Source organism: Aminobacter sp. HY435, from assembly GCF_027568395.1.
GTDB lineage: Bacteria > Pseudomonadota > Alphaproteobacteria > Rhizobiales > Rhizobiaceae > Aminobacter.
This window is the reverse complement of the sequence record NZ_JANKZL010000009.1, coordinates 165374-180855: the sequence shown is the minus strand read 5'-3', so window position 1 is coordinate 180855 and position 15482 is coordinate 165374. Positions and strand designations below refer to the sequence as shown.

The window sequence follows — 15482 nt, the reverse complement described above, 5'->3', positions numbered from 1 at the left end:
CTACGCCTCCTCCGCGACTTTTGCGCCGGACACCGGATTCTTCGGACGTATGCGAACCAGCGCCAGGATGGCGAGGCCGGTGATCATCACCACGGCGATTTCGCCAAGCGTGTCGAGACCGCGGAAATCGACGATGATGACATTCACGACGTTGCGGCCATGCGCGATGGTCTTGGAATATGTATTGAAGAACTGCGACAGCCGATCGTCGAACGGCATCTGGGTCACCTTGAGCAGCAGCAGCGCCAAGGCAACGCCGCAGGCGCTGGCAACCGTGGCGTCAAGCAGCTTCTGAACCAGCGGCCGGTGATCGGTGGGGGCTAGCCGCAGGCGCGTCATCACCAGCGCCAGGATCACCACCGAAAGCGTTTCGACCATGAACTGGGTGAACGACAGGTCGGGCGCGCCGAACAGCATGTAAAGCAAGGCGACTGCAAAGCCCTGGATGCCCAGCGACACGATTGCCGCCAGGCGGCTGCGGGCCCGCACCACGGCCACAACGCCAATCACGGCGATCGCCAGCACGGCCCATTCATAGAACCGGAAGTCAGGCACCGCAGGCATCGACGGCAACTCGCCGAACAGCGCCATCGGCAGCAGCAGCGACACCGCCAGAGCGATGAACGTTACGGTCATGTAGACGTCGAGCCGGCCGCAATGGATGATCCGCGTCAGCCCGGTCGAAAAGCGCAGCAGGCCGCGCAAGACCTGGTCGAAACCCTTGTCCGGCCCCCAGCCGATGGCGCCCAGCACGTTGGCCATCATGCCCCGCAGCCGGTCGAGGCCAAGATACGCGGCGATGCCGAGCGCCACGGTCAGCGCCGAGAGCAGCAGCGGCAGGCTGACATGGGGGATCACCGGGATGTGCACATCGACCGGCTTGCCGGCGACTGCACTCGCCGCGGGCGAAGAGAAGTACAGGTGGGTCACCGGATAGGCCAGCGCCGCAACGAGCCCTGCTGCGCCGAGGATCGCCGGCCCGAGCCATAGGGAGAGTGGGCCTTCATGCGCGGCCTTCGGTGTCTTTGTCGCTACGCCGACAAACGGCCTCAGCGCCACGGAAAAGCCGATGGCGAACATCAGTGCATTGGCGCAGATTGCGACCAACAGCAAAAGCGCCTGCCAGCCATGCGGCGAGCCGAGCGCGGCATAGATTTCCTCCTTGGCCAGGAAGCCGAAGAACAACGGCAATCCGCCCATCGAGCACGCCGCGAGCATCGCTGCCGCAAAGGTGACCGGCATCGCCTTGCGCAAACCGCTGAGCATGGTGATGTCGCGGGTGCCACTCTCATGGTCGATCAGGCCGGCGACCATGAACAGCGCGCCCTTGAACAACGAGTGCGCCACCAGATAGAGCACCGCCGCTTCGACCGCCTTGTCCGAGCCGAGCCCCGTCAGCATCACCAGCAGCCCGAGCGAGGCAACAGTCGTGTAGGCGAGCATCTGCTTGAGGTCGGTCTGGCGAATGGCCAGAAGCGCTCCGACGGCCAGCGTCGCGCCGCCAAACAGAGGCAGGATCGTCTCCCACGCCACGGTGTCGCCCATCGCCGGATTGAGCCGCATCACCAGGTAGACGCCGGCCTTCACCATGGTCGCCGAGTGCAGGTAGGCGGAAACCGGCGTCGGCGCCTCCATGGCGTTGGGCAGCCAGAAATGAAACGGGAACTGCGCCGACTTGGTGAAGGCGCCGCCCAGCACGAGCAAAAGCGCCGCGAGGTAGAGCGGGCTCTGGCGCAAGACATCGCCCGCGCCGAGCAGCGTCGAGAGGTGGTCGATGCCGGTCGCCTGGGAAATCACCAGCAGCCCGGCGAGCAGTGACAGCCCGCCTATCCCGGTCACCAGCAAGGCCTGCAACGCCGCGCGACGGGAAGCCTCGCGCGAATGGTCGAACCCGATCAGCAGGAACGAGGTGATCGAGGTCAGCTCCCAATAGACAAACAGCATCAGGAAAGAGTCCGAGACAACCAGCCCCAGCATCGCGCCCATGAACAGCAGAATGAACGAGAAAAAACGTCCCTGATGGGGATGTCCCTTCAGGTATCCGCCCGAATAGACGACGATAAGCGTGCCGATGCCGGAAATGAGAAGGGCAAAAGTCAGCGACAGACCGTCGAGAAACCACTGATAGTGCAGGCCAAGACTAGGCGCCCAGTCAAACCCACCGGAAACCGCGTTTCCAGTGCTGACGGATGCGATCATTCCGGCGAAATGCAGAAAGACGGCCAGCGGAATAGCTGCCAGCAGCCACCCGGCATTGTGTTTCATCATGCGAACCAGGAGAGGAGCCAGCAAAGCTCCGGCGAACGGCAGCATGAGAATGAGGAAGGTCAGCGGCGGGCCCTCTTTGCGTGCTCACGTTGTTTGACAAGGGCATAGACGCCGCGCCGCCGAGGGGCAAGCCAGAACCGACCTTGTCAACGACTCTCGCTGACGCAGGGTTTGCAACGCCAAAACGGCGATCAATACGGCGTGATGTACTTGCCGTAGACCCATCCGGTGACGAAGTGGCCGTTCTGGGCCGGGTCATGCCAGACCTGGCACCAGCGATAGCGGACACGCCGCTCCTGCTTCCACTCGGGCTGATGTTCGATGTCGAACAGATCGACGCCTCCGGTACATTTGCCGGTCATCTGCAGCACAGTGCCATTCGGATAGGCCGCCTGCTTCTGCGAACCATTGGAAGGATACTTGCGAATGTTCAGCGTATCGCCCCAAGGCACGTTGGCGACCTGCCATCCGACAAAAGCGCTGGCGTGGGATTGAACGGCGGAAAACACGCCGGTCGACGATATCGCGAGCGCGGCTGCCAACGTTGAGAACTGTGTCATCTTTCCTCTCCGGGAACGGTCAGTCTGCAGGATGACGAACTTATGCAACTCGGCCCTTGAACCCGCCCTGATCGGCGTGTTCATTCGGCGTTCAAGATTCAGCCCATGCGAGACCCAATGACCAGACCCGCCATCTTCGCCGACATTGCTGCGCCCTCGACGGAGCGCCGGCCCGTTTACGACACCCGGCACGGCATCACCCGGGTCGATGAATATGCCTGGCTGCGCGCCGACAACTGGCAAGAAGTGTTCAGGGATCCAAGCCTGCTTGATCCTGCCATCCGCAGCCATCTCGAAGCTGAAAACGGCTATCAGTCCGAGCTGATGGCCGACACGTCCGAACTGCGCAAGACGCTGTTTGGTGAAATGAAGGGCCGCATCAAGGAAGACGATTCCTCGGTTCCGATGAAGGATGGCCCCTTCGCTTACGGCTCCTCGTTCAAGAAGGGCGGCGAGCAGCCGCGCTATTTCCGCATCCCGAGCGCGGGCGGCCCCGAAGAAATCATCCTCGATGGTGACAAGGAGGCCGACGGCCACGCCTATTTCCGCCTCGGCGGCCTCGACCATTCGTCCAATCACCAGCACCTGATCTGGGGCTTCGACGACAAGGGTTCGGAATTCTACACGCTGCGCGTCCGCGACCTTTCGACCGGTGACGAGCTTGCCGACGTCGTTGGTGACACCGGCGGCTCAGGCGTATGGGATGCCGCAAATGCCGGCTTCTTCTACACGCGGCTCGACCCCAACCACCGTCCCTCGAAGGTGTTTTATCACGCGCTCGGCACGGCCCCCGCGGCCGACCGCCTGATCTACGAGGAGACCGACCCGGGTTTCTTCATGAATGTCGGCGGCACGCGTAACAACGACTGGATCATCGTCTCGATCAGCGATCACGAAACGTCGGAATACCGCATTTTCCCGGCGACCGACCCGCTGGCCGAGCCCAGGCTCGTCGCGGTCAGGGAAACCGGGCTGCAATACGATCTCGAGGAAGGCGGCGACATCTTCTTCGTCCTGACCAATGCCGACGGCGCCAAGGACTTCAAGATCATGACCGCGCTGGCGAGCAATCCGGTGCGCGCCAACTGGCAGGAACTCGTCGCCCATGAGCCCGGCCGTCTGATCCTGTCGGTCATCGGCTTCAAGGATTTCATGGTGCGGCTCGAACGCAAGGAAGGCCTGCCGCGCATCGTCGTGCACGAACGCGCCACCGGCGCCGAACATCACATCACCTTCCCCGAGGAGGCGTTCTCGCTCGGACTGTCGGGATCGTATGAATACGACACCGACGTCATGCGCTTCAGCTACTCTTCGATGACCACGCCGTCGCAGTTGTTCGACTACAACATGCGCACGCGCGAACGCACCCTGCTCAAGACGCAGGAAGTGCCGTCAGGCCACAACGCTGACGACTACGTCACCCGCCGCCTGATGGCCCCTGCCCCCGATGGCGAACTGGTGCCGATCTCGCTCCTGTACCACCGCGATACCCCGCTCGACGGCACCGCGCCTTGCCTGCTCTATGGTTATGGCTCGTATGGCATGACCATCCCGGCATCTTTCAACACCAATTGCCTGTCGCTGGTCGACCGCGGCTTCGTCTATGCCATCGCCCATATCCGCGGCGGCAAGGACAAGGGCTACGCCTGGTACGACGACGGCAAGCGCGCGGCCAAGCAAAACACCTTCACCGACTTCATCGCCTGCGCGCACCACCTGGTCGCCGAGCGCTACACCTCGCACGAAAACATCGTCGCGCAAGGCGGTTCGGCCGGCGGCATGCTGATGGGCGCCATAGCCAACATGGCTCCCGAAGCCTTCGCCGGCATCATCGCGGAAGTTCCGTTCGTCGACGTGCTGACCACGATGCTCGACGACACCTTGCCGCTGACACCGCCGGAATGGCCCGAATGGGGCAATCCCATCGCTTCGGAAGACGACTACAAGACCATCGCCGCCTACTCGCCATACGACAATGTTGCCGCACTCGACTACCCGCCGATTCTCGCGGTTGCTGGCCTGACCGACCCGCGCGTCACCTACTGGGAGCCGGCGAAATGGGCAGCGCGCCTGCGTGAACGCAAGACGGGCAACAGCCCGGTGCTGTTCAAGATCAACATGGATTCGGGACACGCAGGCGCTTCGGGCCGGTTCTCCCGCCTGGAGGAGGTAGCCTTCAACTATGCTTTTGCCCTGAAGGTCGTCGGGCGGGCGTAGCGATCAAGGCGAGCCGGCGGCAGTTCAGCCGCCGGCAGCCTTCAACCGCCAGGCTTGGCCGCCTGCGCGGGGAACCCGTTGGGGTGCCCGGGGATAACCTTCAGATAGGCCGCAATTGCTTCGCGGTCCGCGGCGGTCAGCCGCGCCATGTTCTTTTGCACTTCGGCCATGGTGCCACCGACCGAATCGAACTCCGGCGTGAAGCCGGTTTCGAGATAGCCGACGATGTCGCCTTCGGACCAGCCGGCGATACCCTTGCCCTCGGGCGAAATGTTCGGGACCACGCCCTCGCCTTCGGCAGCGACTGCCCCGGCCAGCCACTGGCCGGTGAGCGCGCCGCCATCGAAGCCGCGTGGCGTATGGCATTCGCCGCAATGGCCTGCGCCTTCAACCAGATTGCGCCCCTGCAGCACCTTTTCAGGCGTGCCCTCGGCAAAGGCAACGACCGGCTGGTCGCTCAGATGCACCAGCTTCCACAGGCCAATGCCGCGACGGACATTGAACGGAAAGCTCAATGAATGCTCCTTCGCGCGGCCCACAACAGGCGGCAGCGTCTTCATGAAGGCATAAAGGTCGGCGACATCCTGCGGCTGCATCCTGGCGTAGGAGGCATAGGGGAAGGCAGGATAGAGGTGCTCCCCCGCTGGAGAAGCGCCATTCTTCATCGCATTGGCAAAATCGGCCAGCGACCACGCCCCTATCCCATCTGTCGGGTCGGATGAGATGTTGGGCGCTACGAAGGTGCCGAACGGTGTCTTGAGCTCGACACCTCCAGCCAGTTGCAGCCGCGCATCGCCTTCGGCCTTGGGTTGGGCATGACAGGAAGCGCAGCCGCCGGCGTCGAAGATGCGCTGGCCGCGCGTTGCGTCGCCAGTGCCCAGCGCGGCTATTTCGGCCTCGCTGAGGCGCTGTGGCATCGTCAGCCACCACAACGCGACGGCCCCAGCGCCACCAAGCACCAGAGCCGCAACGACTATTTTCTTGAATGCGGCCATTCGAAAGGGGTTAGCCCTTCTTGACCCTGAAGGTCTCGTGACAGCTGGCGCAGGTCTGGCCGATGGTGCCGACCTGAGCCTTCAGCGCGTCGAGGTCTTGTGCCGGCGCTGCGACAGCATCGGCCGTGACCTTCTTGAACTTGTCGACCTCGGCCTGGAACGTGGCCGGGTCTTCCCAGATCTTCGGCGAAGCGGTGGTGTCGCCCTTGTCGCTTCCGGCGGGGAAGGACGCCGCGACATCGATTTTCTGGACATTGTCGTTGAGCGCGGTCAACGCAGCCAGGACGGCCGCGGCGTCGAACGGGTTCTCGCCCTTGACCATCTTGACGAGTACGCCAACTTCCTTGGCGTTTGCCTTCATGACCGCCTGGCGGTCGGCGATGACGTCGGCGAACGCTGTGGTGCTAATGAGCGCCAGCGCCGTAACGGCAAACACGAGTTTCTTCATAGGTTCCTCTCCGGATTGCAACAGCTGCCTTGGGGGCAACGGCCAAACTGGCCGAATTCGTCCCGAAATTCTCTTCACGCTTGCGTGAGTTCGGCGCTTCCTTGGTACTGCTCCATTCGAAACAAAAAACCCCGGCCGAGCCGGGGTTTTCGCTCACTTCCACAAGTACATGCGAAGTGTACCAGGCGAATGCCTCAAGCGTTTTCGTAACGCTCGAGCACATAATCCCAGTTGATCAGGCTGTCGACGAACGCTTCGAGGTATTTTGGGCGGGCGTTGCGATAGTCGATATAGTATGAATGCTCCCAGACGTCGACGCCAAGGATCGGGGTCGCGCCGTGCACCAGCGGGTTTTCGCCGTTCGGCGTCTTCGAAATCTCGAGCTTGCCGTTCTTGACGGAGAGCCAGGCCCAGCCCGAGCCGAACTGGGTGGTGCCGGCGGCGATGAAGTCGGCCTTGAACTTGTCGTAGCCGCCGAGATCGGAATCGATCGCCTTCTGCAGGGCTGCAGGCAGCTTGTTGCCGCCGCCGCCCTGCTTCATCCACTTCCAGAAATGGACGTGGTTGTAGTGCTGGGCAGCGTTGTTGAAGAGGCCGGCATGCTTGCCAAACGACTGCTTGACGACTTCTTCCAGCGACAGGTTTTCCATGCCGGCTTCGACAGCCAGCTTGTTGCCGTTGTCGACGTATGCCTTGTGATGCTTGTCGTGGTGGAACTCGAGCGTCTCCTTCGACATGAAGGGCTGCAGCGCCTCATAGGCGTAGGGCAATTCGGGCAATTCAAAAGCCATGGATCATACTCCCTTGCTGGCAATTCGCGGCATGACTATGCCGTCTACAGATAGGTAGTTGTCAGCGTGTGACAACAAATAAGAGACGCGTTTCTTCCGTTGCTGCACTCAGGCCTGGGCCGCCGAATGCGCCCACTCCCAATATAGCTCGCGCGACTTTTTTGCTACGGGTCCGGGCTGGAGAATTCGCTCTTCGATACGGGTAACGGGCACCACCTTGGAATGGTTGCCTGTGGTGAAAATTTCATCGGCTTCGAGGAATTCGCGCACCGACAAGGTCTTTTCGATGACGGTCATCCCGGCCTCGGCAAGCAGCGACACGGTACGGCTGCGCGTGATTCCCGACAGGAACGTCCCGTTGGCGGCAGGTGTGTAGACTTGGCCGTTCTTGGCGAGGAAAATGTTCGACGACCCGGTCTCGGCGACATTGCCGAGCATGTCCAGGACCAGCGCATTGTCAAAGCCGCGCATCTTGGCTTCGAGGATGGCGCGACCGTTGTTCGGATAGAGACAGCCTGCCTTGGCGTTCGTCGGCATCGTCTCGAGGCTCGGCCTGCGGAACGGCGACAGGCCGATCGAAAACCCGGTCGGCGGAAGCATCGGCGATTCGTACAGGCACAGGCAGAAGCGCGTCGAGGCGGGATCGGCGGGAACGCCCATGTAACCGCCATGCTCGGCCCAATACATCGGGCGGATATAGACCGCCGTCTTGCCGTCGAATTTCTTGAGACCGTCCCAGGTCAGCCCCACGATATGCTCCGGGCTCATCGTCGGCTTGAGGCCAAGCGCAATGGCCGACGCATTCACCCGGCGCGAATGCGCCTCGAGGTCCGGCGCAACCCCTTCGAACCATCGCGCGCCATCGAATACGGTCGAGGCCAGCCACATGGCGTGGCTGCGCGGTCCAATGAGAGCGACATTGCCCTCGTACCAATCGCCGTCGACATAGGTCCAGGTCGCAGATTGTGCTGCCGCCGCGAGCGTCATGGGAAGGGCTCCGTCATCTCCATTGATGCGCCATGGAAAGGCTTTGCCGTGGCTGCGTCAACCGGCACGACCGCGAAATGTTGGAGCCAGCCGGCAGTTCTGCTTGCACTATGCCGCAAGCCGTTGGAAAACAACGATCATGCGCCACTCCGCCTACATATTCGATGCCTACGGCACTCTCTTCGACGTCCATGCCGCCGTGCGCCGCCATGCTGCGGATATCGGACCCGAAGGTCAGCTGCTGTCGGAGATCTGGCGCGCCAAGCAGCTCGAATATTCCTGGGTCCGGACATTGATGGGCGCCTATGTCGACTTCTGGCAGCTCACCGAGCAGGCGCTGGATTTCGCGTTCCTGAAGGTGCCGTCCGCCGATCCGGCCATGCGCAGCAAGCTGCTCGACGCCTACTGGCGGCTCGACTGCTATCCCGAAGTACCTGCCGTGCTGCGCGGACTCAAGGACAACGGCGCACGGCTCGCCATCCTGTCGAACGGCTCGCCGGCGATGCTGGAGGCGGCGGTCCGTTCCGCCGGCCTCGACCTCATCGTCGACGAGATATTCTCCGTCGACAGCGTCCGCCGCTTCAAGACCGACCAATCGGTCTACGACCTCGTCGCCAGCAGCTGGCGGCTCTACCCGGACGCAATCTCGTTCCAGTCGTCCAACCGCTGGGACATCGCGGGCGCCACAAGGTTCGGCTGCCGTACCGTCTGGATCAATCGCAGCGGACAACCGGACGAATACAAGGATCTGCCGCCGGCGCTGATCCTGCCTTCACTCGAAGGTCTGCTCGTCCACGGCTGACCCTCCCCCTACGGCACTGTGCCCCTGACGCAACAGTGATTGGCCCGTCACAGCTTCGCCATGCTTTATCCTCCCTCAGGCCTGATTTGGAACGGCCTATCCATCGCAGCGTTACAGGGGCCAACGCCTTTACCTTCGCATTCACCATTTATTTCGAATTGGAAATCTAGACCCGCCATCATGCCCATTCCCATAGATTCGTCCCGCCACCTTAGCCGTCGCGGATTCCTGAACCTCGCAGCTGCTGGCGCTGCAACCGCCGCATTGTCGGCCTGCAGCACTGTCGGCGGAGGGTCGCGCATCATCGACGCGCCTCCCGGCCTCACCCCGCCGCCGGTCAGCGTCGACCCCGGCTTCGGCCAGGATTATGCCAGCATGTACGCTTCGGTCCTCGACGAGGGCTACGAAGTTCCCGGCATTCCGATCAAGAAGGTTCCGGCACAGTTCCGGCGGCAGATCGTTGCCGATCCAACGGGCGAGCGCCCGGGAACGCTGGTCGTCGATACGTCGACCCACTTCCTCTACCTCGTCAGGGAAAATGGTGAAGCGATCCGCTATGGCGTCGGCCTTGGCCGCGCTGGGTTTGCCTGGTCGGGCCGCGCCGTCATCCAGTGGAAGCGCAAGTGGCCGAAGTGGACGCCGCCGGACGAGATGATCGGCCGCCAGCCCGAACTCGAGAAGTACAGCGTCCGCAATGGCGGCATGCAGCCGGGCCTCAACAACCCGCTTGGGGCGCGTGCGCTGTACATCTTCAAGAACAACGAGGACACGCTCTATCGCGTCCACGGATCGCCGGAATGGTGGACCATCGGCAAGTCGGTTTCTTCGGGCTGCGTGCGCCTGATGAACCAGGACATCATCGATCTCTACGATCGCGTTCCGAGCAAGACGCCGATCCTGGTCACCAGCAGCCTCGGCACCGCCTGACAAGGCAGCGTTCCGACAACAAAAAAACGGCGCGTCCCTCGACGCGCCGTTCTTGATTCCGCGGACTGAAAAGCCCCCTCAGAAGCCCTTCTTCAGGCTGCCGAGGATACCGCGCACCAGCTCACGCCCGAGCGACGACCCGACCGACCGAACCACCGACTTGATGGCCGCTTCCGAGACCGACTGGCGGTTGGAGGCGCGCGGTCGCGGGGCGCTCTTTCCTGAGGTCTGCGACCCGCTGTCGTTGCCGAATCCAGGTATCGTCCAGCCGCCGCCACCGCCGGTATTGGCCTGCTGGGCTTCCTGTTGCGCCTGTTGAGCCTGCGCTGCCTTTTTCTGCAGCATTTCAAACGCCGATTCCCGGTCGACCGCCTTGTCGTATTGTCCAGCGACGGGGCTTTCGTTGATCAGCTTCTGGCGCTCTTGCGGAGTGACCGGTCCAAGCCTGGATGCCGGCGGGCGGACCAAGGTTCGCTGAACCATCGACGGCACGCCCTTGGCTTCAAGCGTGGAGACGAGCGCCTCACCGGTGCCGAGCTGGGTGATCGCCTTGGCACAGTCGAAATCCGGGTTGGGACGGAACGTATCGGCCGCTGTTTTCACGGCCTTTTGTTCGCGCGGGGTGTAGGCGCGCAGCGCATGCTGGACGCGGTTGCCAAGCTGCGCCAGCACCGTTTCCGGCACATCGAGCGGGTTCTGGGTGACGAAATAGACGCCGACGCCTTTCGAGCGGATCAGGCGAACCACCTGTTCGACGCGGTCGACGACGATCTTCGGCGCCTCGTCGAACAACAGATGTGCCTCGTCGAAGAAAAACACCAGCTTGGGCTTGTCGGGGTCTCCGACTTCCGGCAGCACCTCGAACAGCTCCGACAGCAGCCACAGCAGGAACGTCGCATAGAGCCGCGGGTTCATCATCAGCTTGTCGGCGGCAAGCACGTTGATGGCGCCGCGACCGTCGCGCGTGGTGCGCATGATGTCGGCGATGTTGAGCGCCGGCTCGCCGAAGAAATGGTTGCCGCCCTGTTGTTCGAGCACCAGCAGCGAACGCTGGATTGCCCCAACCGACGGCCTGGTCACGTTGCCATAGCGTGCGCCGATTTCTTCGGCGCGATCAGCGATGTTGGTGAGCAGCGCCTGCAGGTCCTTCATGTCGAGGAGTAGCAGGCCTTCTTCGTCGGCAATGCGGAACGCGATGTTGAGCACGCCTTCCTGTGCGTCGGTCAGGTTCATCAGACGCGACAGCAGCAGCGGCCCCATTTCCGACACCGTCGCGCGGATCGGGTGTCCTTGTTCGCCAAACAGGTCCCAGAAGATCACCGGGAATTCCTGGAATTCATAGGGATCGAGCTTCACCGCCTGCGCGCGGGCGACGAGAAAATCCTTCGCCTCGCCCATCATCGCGATGCCCGACAAATCGCCCTTGATATCGGCGCAGAACACCGGAACCCCAGCATTGGAGAAACCTTCGGCAAGTATCTGCAGCGTCACGGTCTTGCCTGTGCCTGTTGCACCGGTGACCAATCCATGACGATTGCCGTATTTCAACAGCAAGGCCTCGGGTCTCTGGTAGCTATCGTCCGGCTTGCGGCTGGCACCAATGAAAATGCTCTCGTCCTGTGCCATCGGCGACCTTCTCCCAATGCTGATGCGCGACCGCCCTGGCGGTTCCTTCAAAGGTATAGATGCGCCTCAGCGACCCGACAATGGCTTGGTTCAATCCTTCGCCCGGCCGAGGACGATCCGGAAGAATTCGAACGCAAGATGGAGACCGCGCGCGAGCGCGAGGCGGGTGCGGCCGCATTTTTCCGCGATCACACCATAGCCGTCGAAATCCGGCATTCAGGCTTTCAGTTCGACGATTTCCCAATCGTGGCCATTGACGGTCGCGACGTCGCCGACCGACTTGCCGAACAGTGCAAGCGCCATGGGCGAGACGTGGGAGATGCGCCCCTTGGCGGCGTCGGCTTCATCCTCGCCGACGATCTGCCAGCGGTTGCGCTTGCCGTCATCGTCTTCGATGGTCACCGTCATGCCGAAGCGCACGACGGAACTGTCGGTTTCCGGCACAGACACCTCGGCCGTTTCGCGCCGGGACTGCCAGTAGCGCAGGTCGCGCGAAACGGTCGCGATCCTTTCGCGGTCAGCGTCTGCCTCGGCTTTTGCCAGGTCCTCGCGCAAGCCGGCAAGCTCAGATTCGATCTGCGCAAGCCCGCGCTCCGACACGAGATTGCGGTGGGTGCTGACAGGCCGCTCGCCGATGTCGGCGATCTGGTTTTCACTGTCGTCTTCGCGGGTGAAAGCTCTGCTCATCAATTGAACCTAAGTATTCGTTGCTTCGATAACAAGCCGGCAAACCGGCCTGTTGCCCTACACCCTTCAGCCGAAAGCGGCCGTCGGCCGCAACGACGCGACCTCGATGCCGTTCCAGTTTTTCAGCACCGGGCTCGATGCCCTGGCCAGCGTCTCTGCCAGTGCATGGTCGCTTGCCAGAAGCTTCGCCAGTATGGCTGCGATCATGGCCTCGGCTGCCCGTCCGGCGCCGTCGTCGCTCTTCAGGGCAATGCCCACTCCAAGTTCAGGGACCGCCGCGCAAAAGACGCCTTCGGCGCCGATCTTGACGAAAATCCTTCCGGGTGCGGCCTGCATCAACTCCGTATCGGCCCTTCCGGTTCCGGCGATCATGAAAGGTTCGGCCATGCAGGCGCCGAGCAATCGGCGGGCAGCCCTGGCGCGCTCCGGCGACATCCCCTTGCCGGTCGTCATGCGGGCGAAGCCGAGCGCCAGATTGTCGAGCGGCACTGCAAAGGTCGGGATCGAGCAGCCATCCGTGCCGCGATTGGTCTCATTGTGCGCGGCACCCGTCACGTCCTCCATCGCCTGCCGCACCATCTGCTGGAAGCGGTGCCCGGGCCGGACGTAGCCTCGATGATCGATGCCGAGATGGCGGCAGGTGCAGACAAAGCCTGAATGCTTGCCCGAACAATTGTTGTGCAAGGCGGTTGGCGAACCGCCGCTGCGCGCCAGCGCCACCGTCGTTTCGTGGTCTGGCCAATGAGCACCGCATTCGAGCGCGCCGACGTCGAGACCGGCCTTGCCCAGCATCGCGTTAGCAACATCGGTGTGCGGCTTTTCGCCGGAGTGCGAAGCGCAGGCGAGTGCGATCTCGCGATTGCCGAATCCGTAGGCGTCGGCAGCGCCGCTCTCGACGAAGGGCAGCGCCTGTATCGCCTTCACCGCCGAACGCGGAAAGACGGGGCGCCCGGTGTCACCAGCGGCGGCAACGTTCCTGCCATCGGCATCCATCACCACGAACGATCCGCGATGGGCGCTTTCGACGAGGCTGCCGCGCAGCACCTCGACCAGGACCGGATTTGTCATTGTTTGCGAGCCTTCATGAACGTGCGGGAATTCAGGTCCAACCGGACACGTCGCCAGCACGGCAACCGGACGTCACGGCCAGCCTACCGATAGCGCGGCGGCGAGCAATCCGCCATCCACGGCCAGCGTATGGCCGTTGACATAGCTCGCCTCGGGGGACAGCAGAAACGCTGCCGCTGCGGCAATCTCTTCGGGTTCGGCATAGCGCGCCTGGGGCAGGTGCTGCGGTTCGGCCCAGCCATTGCCCGCGGCCTCCATGGTCGGACCGGCAGCGATGGCATTCACGCGAACGCCGCGGCCCGCATATTCCAGCGCGATGACCTCCGACATCAGCTTGAGGCCGCCTTGCGAGGCGGAAACAGCGAGTTGGCCGCGATGCGCGCGCAAGCCGGCCACCGAGCCGATGCTGACGATCGAAAGAGAAGCACCCATTCGTTCAAGCGCTGCGCGCGCCGCGATGAACGGCGCGACAAGATTGACATCGAGCGCTTCGCGCAACGTCTCGGCGCTGGTGTCCTCCACCGTGGCGCATCGCGCAAAGCTTGCGACGGACACCAGCCCGCCGACGAGGCCAAGCCGGTCCACCACCTGGTCGAACGCTTCGGCGATGTCGTCCTCGTCGGTCGGATCGGCTTCGATGAACACGACATCATCGTTGTCGATCTGGTCTTCGGCAGCCTCCAGCGCGCCACCGTCGGGATCGATCACCGCCACCGGCCATCCGTCCGCGATCAGGCGCTCGGTCACTGCAAGACCGACGCCCGAAGCGCCACCGATGACGATGGCGGAATGCTTCATCTGATGCGGTCCAGGATCGACACGTAGTTGGCGACGGCAGCGCCGCCCATGTTGAAGATGCCGCCGAGCTTGGCGTCCTTGACCTGGATGCCGCCTGCCTCGCCGGTCAGCTGCATCGCCGTCAGGACATGCATGGAAACGCCGGTAGCACCGATCGGGTGCCCTTTCGACTTCAGACCGCCGGAGGGATTGACCGGCAAGCGGCCGTCCTTGGCGGTGATGCCTTCCATGGCAATCCGGGCGCCCTCGCCGCGCGGGGCAAGGCCCATCGCCTCGTACTCGATCAGCTCGGCAATGGTGAAGCAGTCATGCGTCTCGACGAAAGACAGGTCGTCGAGGGTTACGCCTGCCGACTTGAGAGCCTTGTTCCAGGCCACCTCGCAGCCTTCGAACTGCAGGATGTCGCGCTTCGACATCGGCAGGAAGTCCTGCACATGCTCGTTGGCCCGGAAAGCGACTGCCCGGCGCATGCCAAGTGCCGTCGTGCTGTCGGTCAGGACCAGGGCTGCGGCGCCGTCGGAGACCAGCGAACAGTCGGTGCGCTTGAGCGGCCCGGCAACAAAGGGGTTCTTCTCGCTTTCCTGGCGGCAGAAGTCGAAACCGAAATCCTTGCGCATCTGGGCATAAGGATTCTCGACGCCGTTCTTGTGGTTCTTGGCTGCGATCATCGCCAGCGCGTCCGACTGATCACCGTAGCGCTGGAAATAGGCATGCGCGATCTTGCCGAATACACCGGCGAACCCCGCCGGAGTATCGCCGTCCTCGGGCAGATAGGATGCCCTAAGCAGGTTCTTGCCGATCTCCGGCCCTGGCGTCGTCGTCATCTGCTCGGCGCCGACCACCAGCACGATGCGCTGGCCGGAACTGACCGCGCGAATGCCCTGGCGCACCGCCGCCGAACCCGTTGCGCAGGCGTTCTCGACGCGGGTCGCCGGCTTGAAACGCAGCCGGTCGTCGGCCTGCAGCACAAGGCTTGCGGTGAAATCCTGGGCGGAAAAGCCGGCATTGAAGTGGCCGAGCACGATTTCATCGACATCCTGCGGGCCGATCCCGGCATGCGCAAGCGCCTCGTTGGCAACCTGCGTGATAAGGCTTTCCAGCGTTTCGCCTTCAAGCTTGCCGAAACGCGAATGCGCCCAGCCTACGATGCATGCGGTCATCACTGCCTCCAATCGCAAGGCGCATGTTGCGCCATTTACGGGGTGAATCCAACGCCCCTATTAAGTTCAATATTGAACAAATCCATACCGCTTTCAACGTCGGAAATGAGGCACTGAACGGCGCGGGTTTTATTGATTGATGCGTCAA

At 62.8% G+C, this 15482-nt stretch carries 15 protein-coding genes; 3 read left to right on the top strand and 12 right to left on the bottom strand.

From position 1 onward, the window contains the following. Both PCJ21_RS14950 and PCJ21_RS14945 read right to left on the bottom strand, forming a co-directional pair. Positions 1-2319, bottom strand: a complete 2319-nt coding sequence (locus PCJ21_RS14950; protein ID WP_269932307.1) for a putative monovalent cation/H+ antiporter subunit A — start codon at positions 2317-2319, stop codon at positions 1-3. Positions 2320-2459: 140 nt separating this feature from the next. After that, a complete protein-coding gene (locus tag PCJ21_RS14945; RefSeq protein ID WP_269932207.1) occupies positions 2460-2828 on the bottom strand; it encodes an SH3 domain-containing protein in 369 nt (122 codons plus the stop codon). Positions 2829-2945: 117 nt separating this feature from the next. Here PCJ21_RS14945 and PCJ21_RS14940 point away from each other — a divergent pair, with 117 nt between their 5' ends. Beyond that, positions 2946-5045 (top strand): S9 family peptidase, encoded by a 2100-nt coding sequence (locus PCJ21_RS14940; RefSeq protein ID WP_269932206.1) that lies wholly within the window; start codon positions 2946-2948, stop codon positions 5043-5045. A gap of 41 nt (positions 5046-5086) precedes the next feature. On the opposite strand, the gene PCJ21_RS14935 is transcribed toward PCJ21_RS14940, so the two are convergent. The 4 genes from PCJ21_RS14935 to PCJ21_RS14920 all read right to left on the bottom strand — a co-directional run bounded on the left by PCJ21_RS14935 (position 5087) and on the right by PCJ21_RS14920 (position 8266). After that, positions 5087-6040, bottom strand: a complete 954-nt coding sequence (locus PCJ21_RS14935) for a cytochrome c (RefSeq protein ID WP_269932205.1) — start codon at positions 6038-6040, stop codon at positions 5087-5089. A 10-nt stretch (positions 6041-6050) separates the two neighbouring features. After that, positions 6051-6488 carry a c-type cytochrome gene (locus PCJ21_RS14930; RefSeq protein ID WP_269932204.1) on the bottom strand — a complete coding sequence of 146 codons (438 nt, stop codon included), beginning with the start codon at positions 6486-6488 and terminating at the stop codon, positions 6051-6053. 194 nt (positions 6489-6682) lie between these two features. Continuing rightward, the gene (locus PCJ21_RS14925) at positions 6683-7279 is read right to left on the bottom strand and encodes a superoxide dismutase (protein WP_269932203.1); all 597 of its coding nucleotides are present in this window, start codon (positions 7277-7279) and stop codon (positions 6683-6685) included. A 108-nt stretch (positions 7280-7387) separates the two neighbouring features. Continuing rightward, positions 7388-8266 (bottom strand): branched-chain amino acid aminotransferase, encoded by an 879-nt coding sequence (locus PCJ21_RS14920; protein WP_269932202.1) that lies wholly within the window; start codon positions 8264-8266, stop codon positions 7388-7390. 139 nt (positions 8267-8405) lie between these two features. Between PCJ21_RS14920 and PCJ21_RS14915 the strand changes: the two genes are divergently transcribed. Together PCJ21_RS14915 and PCJ21_RS14910 are read left to right on the top strand one after the other, a co-directional pair. Further along, a complete protein-coding gene (locus PCJ21_RS14915) occupies positions 8406-9068 on the top strand; it encodes a haloacid dehalogenase type II (protein ID WP_269932201.1) in 663 nt (220 codons plus the stop codon). A gap of 180 nt (positions 9069-9248) precedes the next feature. Further along, on the top strand, positions 9249-9995 hold the full coding sequence (locus tag PCJ21_RS14910; RefSeq protein ID WP_269932200.1) for a L,D-transpeptidase: 747 nt from the start codon (positions 9249-9251) through the stop codon (positions 9993-9995). Positions 9996-10073: 78 nt separating this feature from the next. Here the strand turns inward: PCJ21_RS14910 and PCJ21_RS14905 are convergent, their stop codons facing one another. The 6 genes from PCJ21_RS14905 to PCJ21_RS14880 form a co-directional block, all read right to left on the bottom strand. Then, on the bottom strand, positions 10074-11621 hold the full coding sequence (locus PCJ21_RS14905; RefSeq protein ID WP_269932199.1) for a helicase HerA-like C-terminal domain-containing protein: 1548 nt from the start codon (positions 11619-11621) through the stop codon (positions 10074-10076). A 90-nt stretch (positions 11622-11711) separates the two neighbouring features. After that, on the bottom strand, positions 11712-11837 hold the full coding sequence (locus tag PCJ21_RS14900; protein WP_269932198.1) for a hypothetical protein: 126 nt from the start codon (positions 11835-11837) through the stop codon (positions 11712-11714). Further along, entirely contained in the window at positions 11838-12308 is a 471-nt protein-coding gene (gene greA / locus PCJ21_RS14895; RefSeq protein ID WP_269932197.1) for a transcription elongation factor GreA, read from the bottom strand. 66 nt (positions 12309-12374) lie between these two features. Continuing rightward, positions 12375-13376, bottom strand: a complete 1002-nt coding sequence (locus tag PCJ21_RS14890) for an asparaginase (protein ID WP_269932196.1) — start codon at positions 13374-13376, stop codon at positions 12375-12377. Positions 13377-13448: 72 nt separating this feature from the next. After that, positions 13449-14174 carry an SDR family NAD(P)-dependent oxidoreductase gene (locus tag PCJ21_RS14885; protein ID WP_269932195.1) on the bottom strand — a complete coding sequence of 242 codons (726 nt, stop codon included), beginning with the start codon at positions 14172-14174 and terminating at the stop codon, positions 13449-13451. After that, on the bottom strand, positions 14171-15334 hold the full coding sequence (locus PCJ21_RS14880; protein WP_269932194.1) for an acetyl-CoA acetyltransferase: 1164 nt from the start codon (positions 15332-15334) through the stop codon (positions 14171-14173). The genes PCJ21_RS14885 and PCJ21_RS14880 overlap by 4 nt, the downstream gene beginning before the upstream one ends. Positions 15335-15482 lie beyond the last annotated feature (148 nt).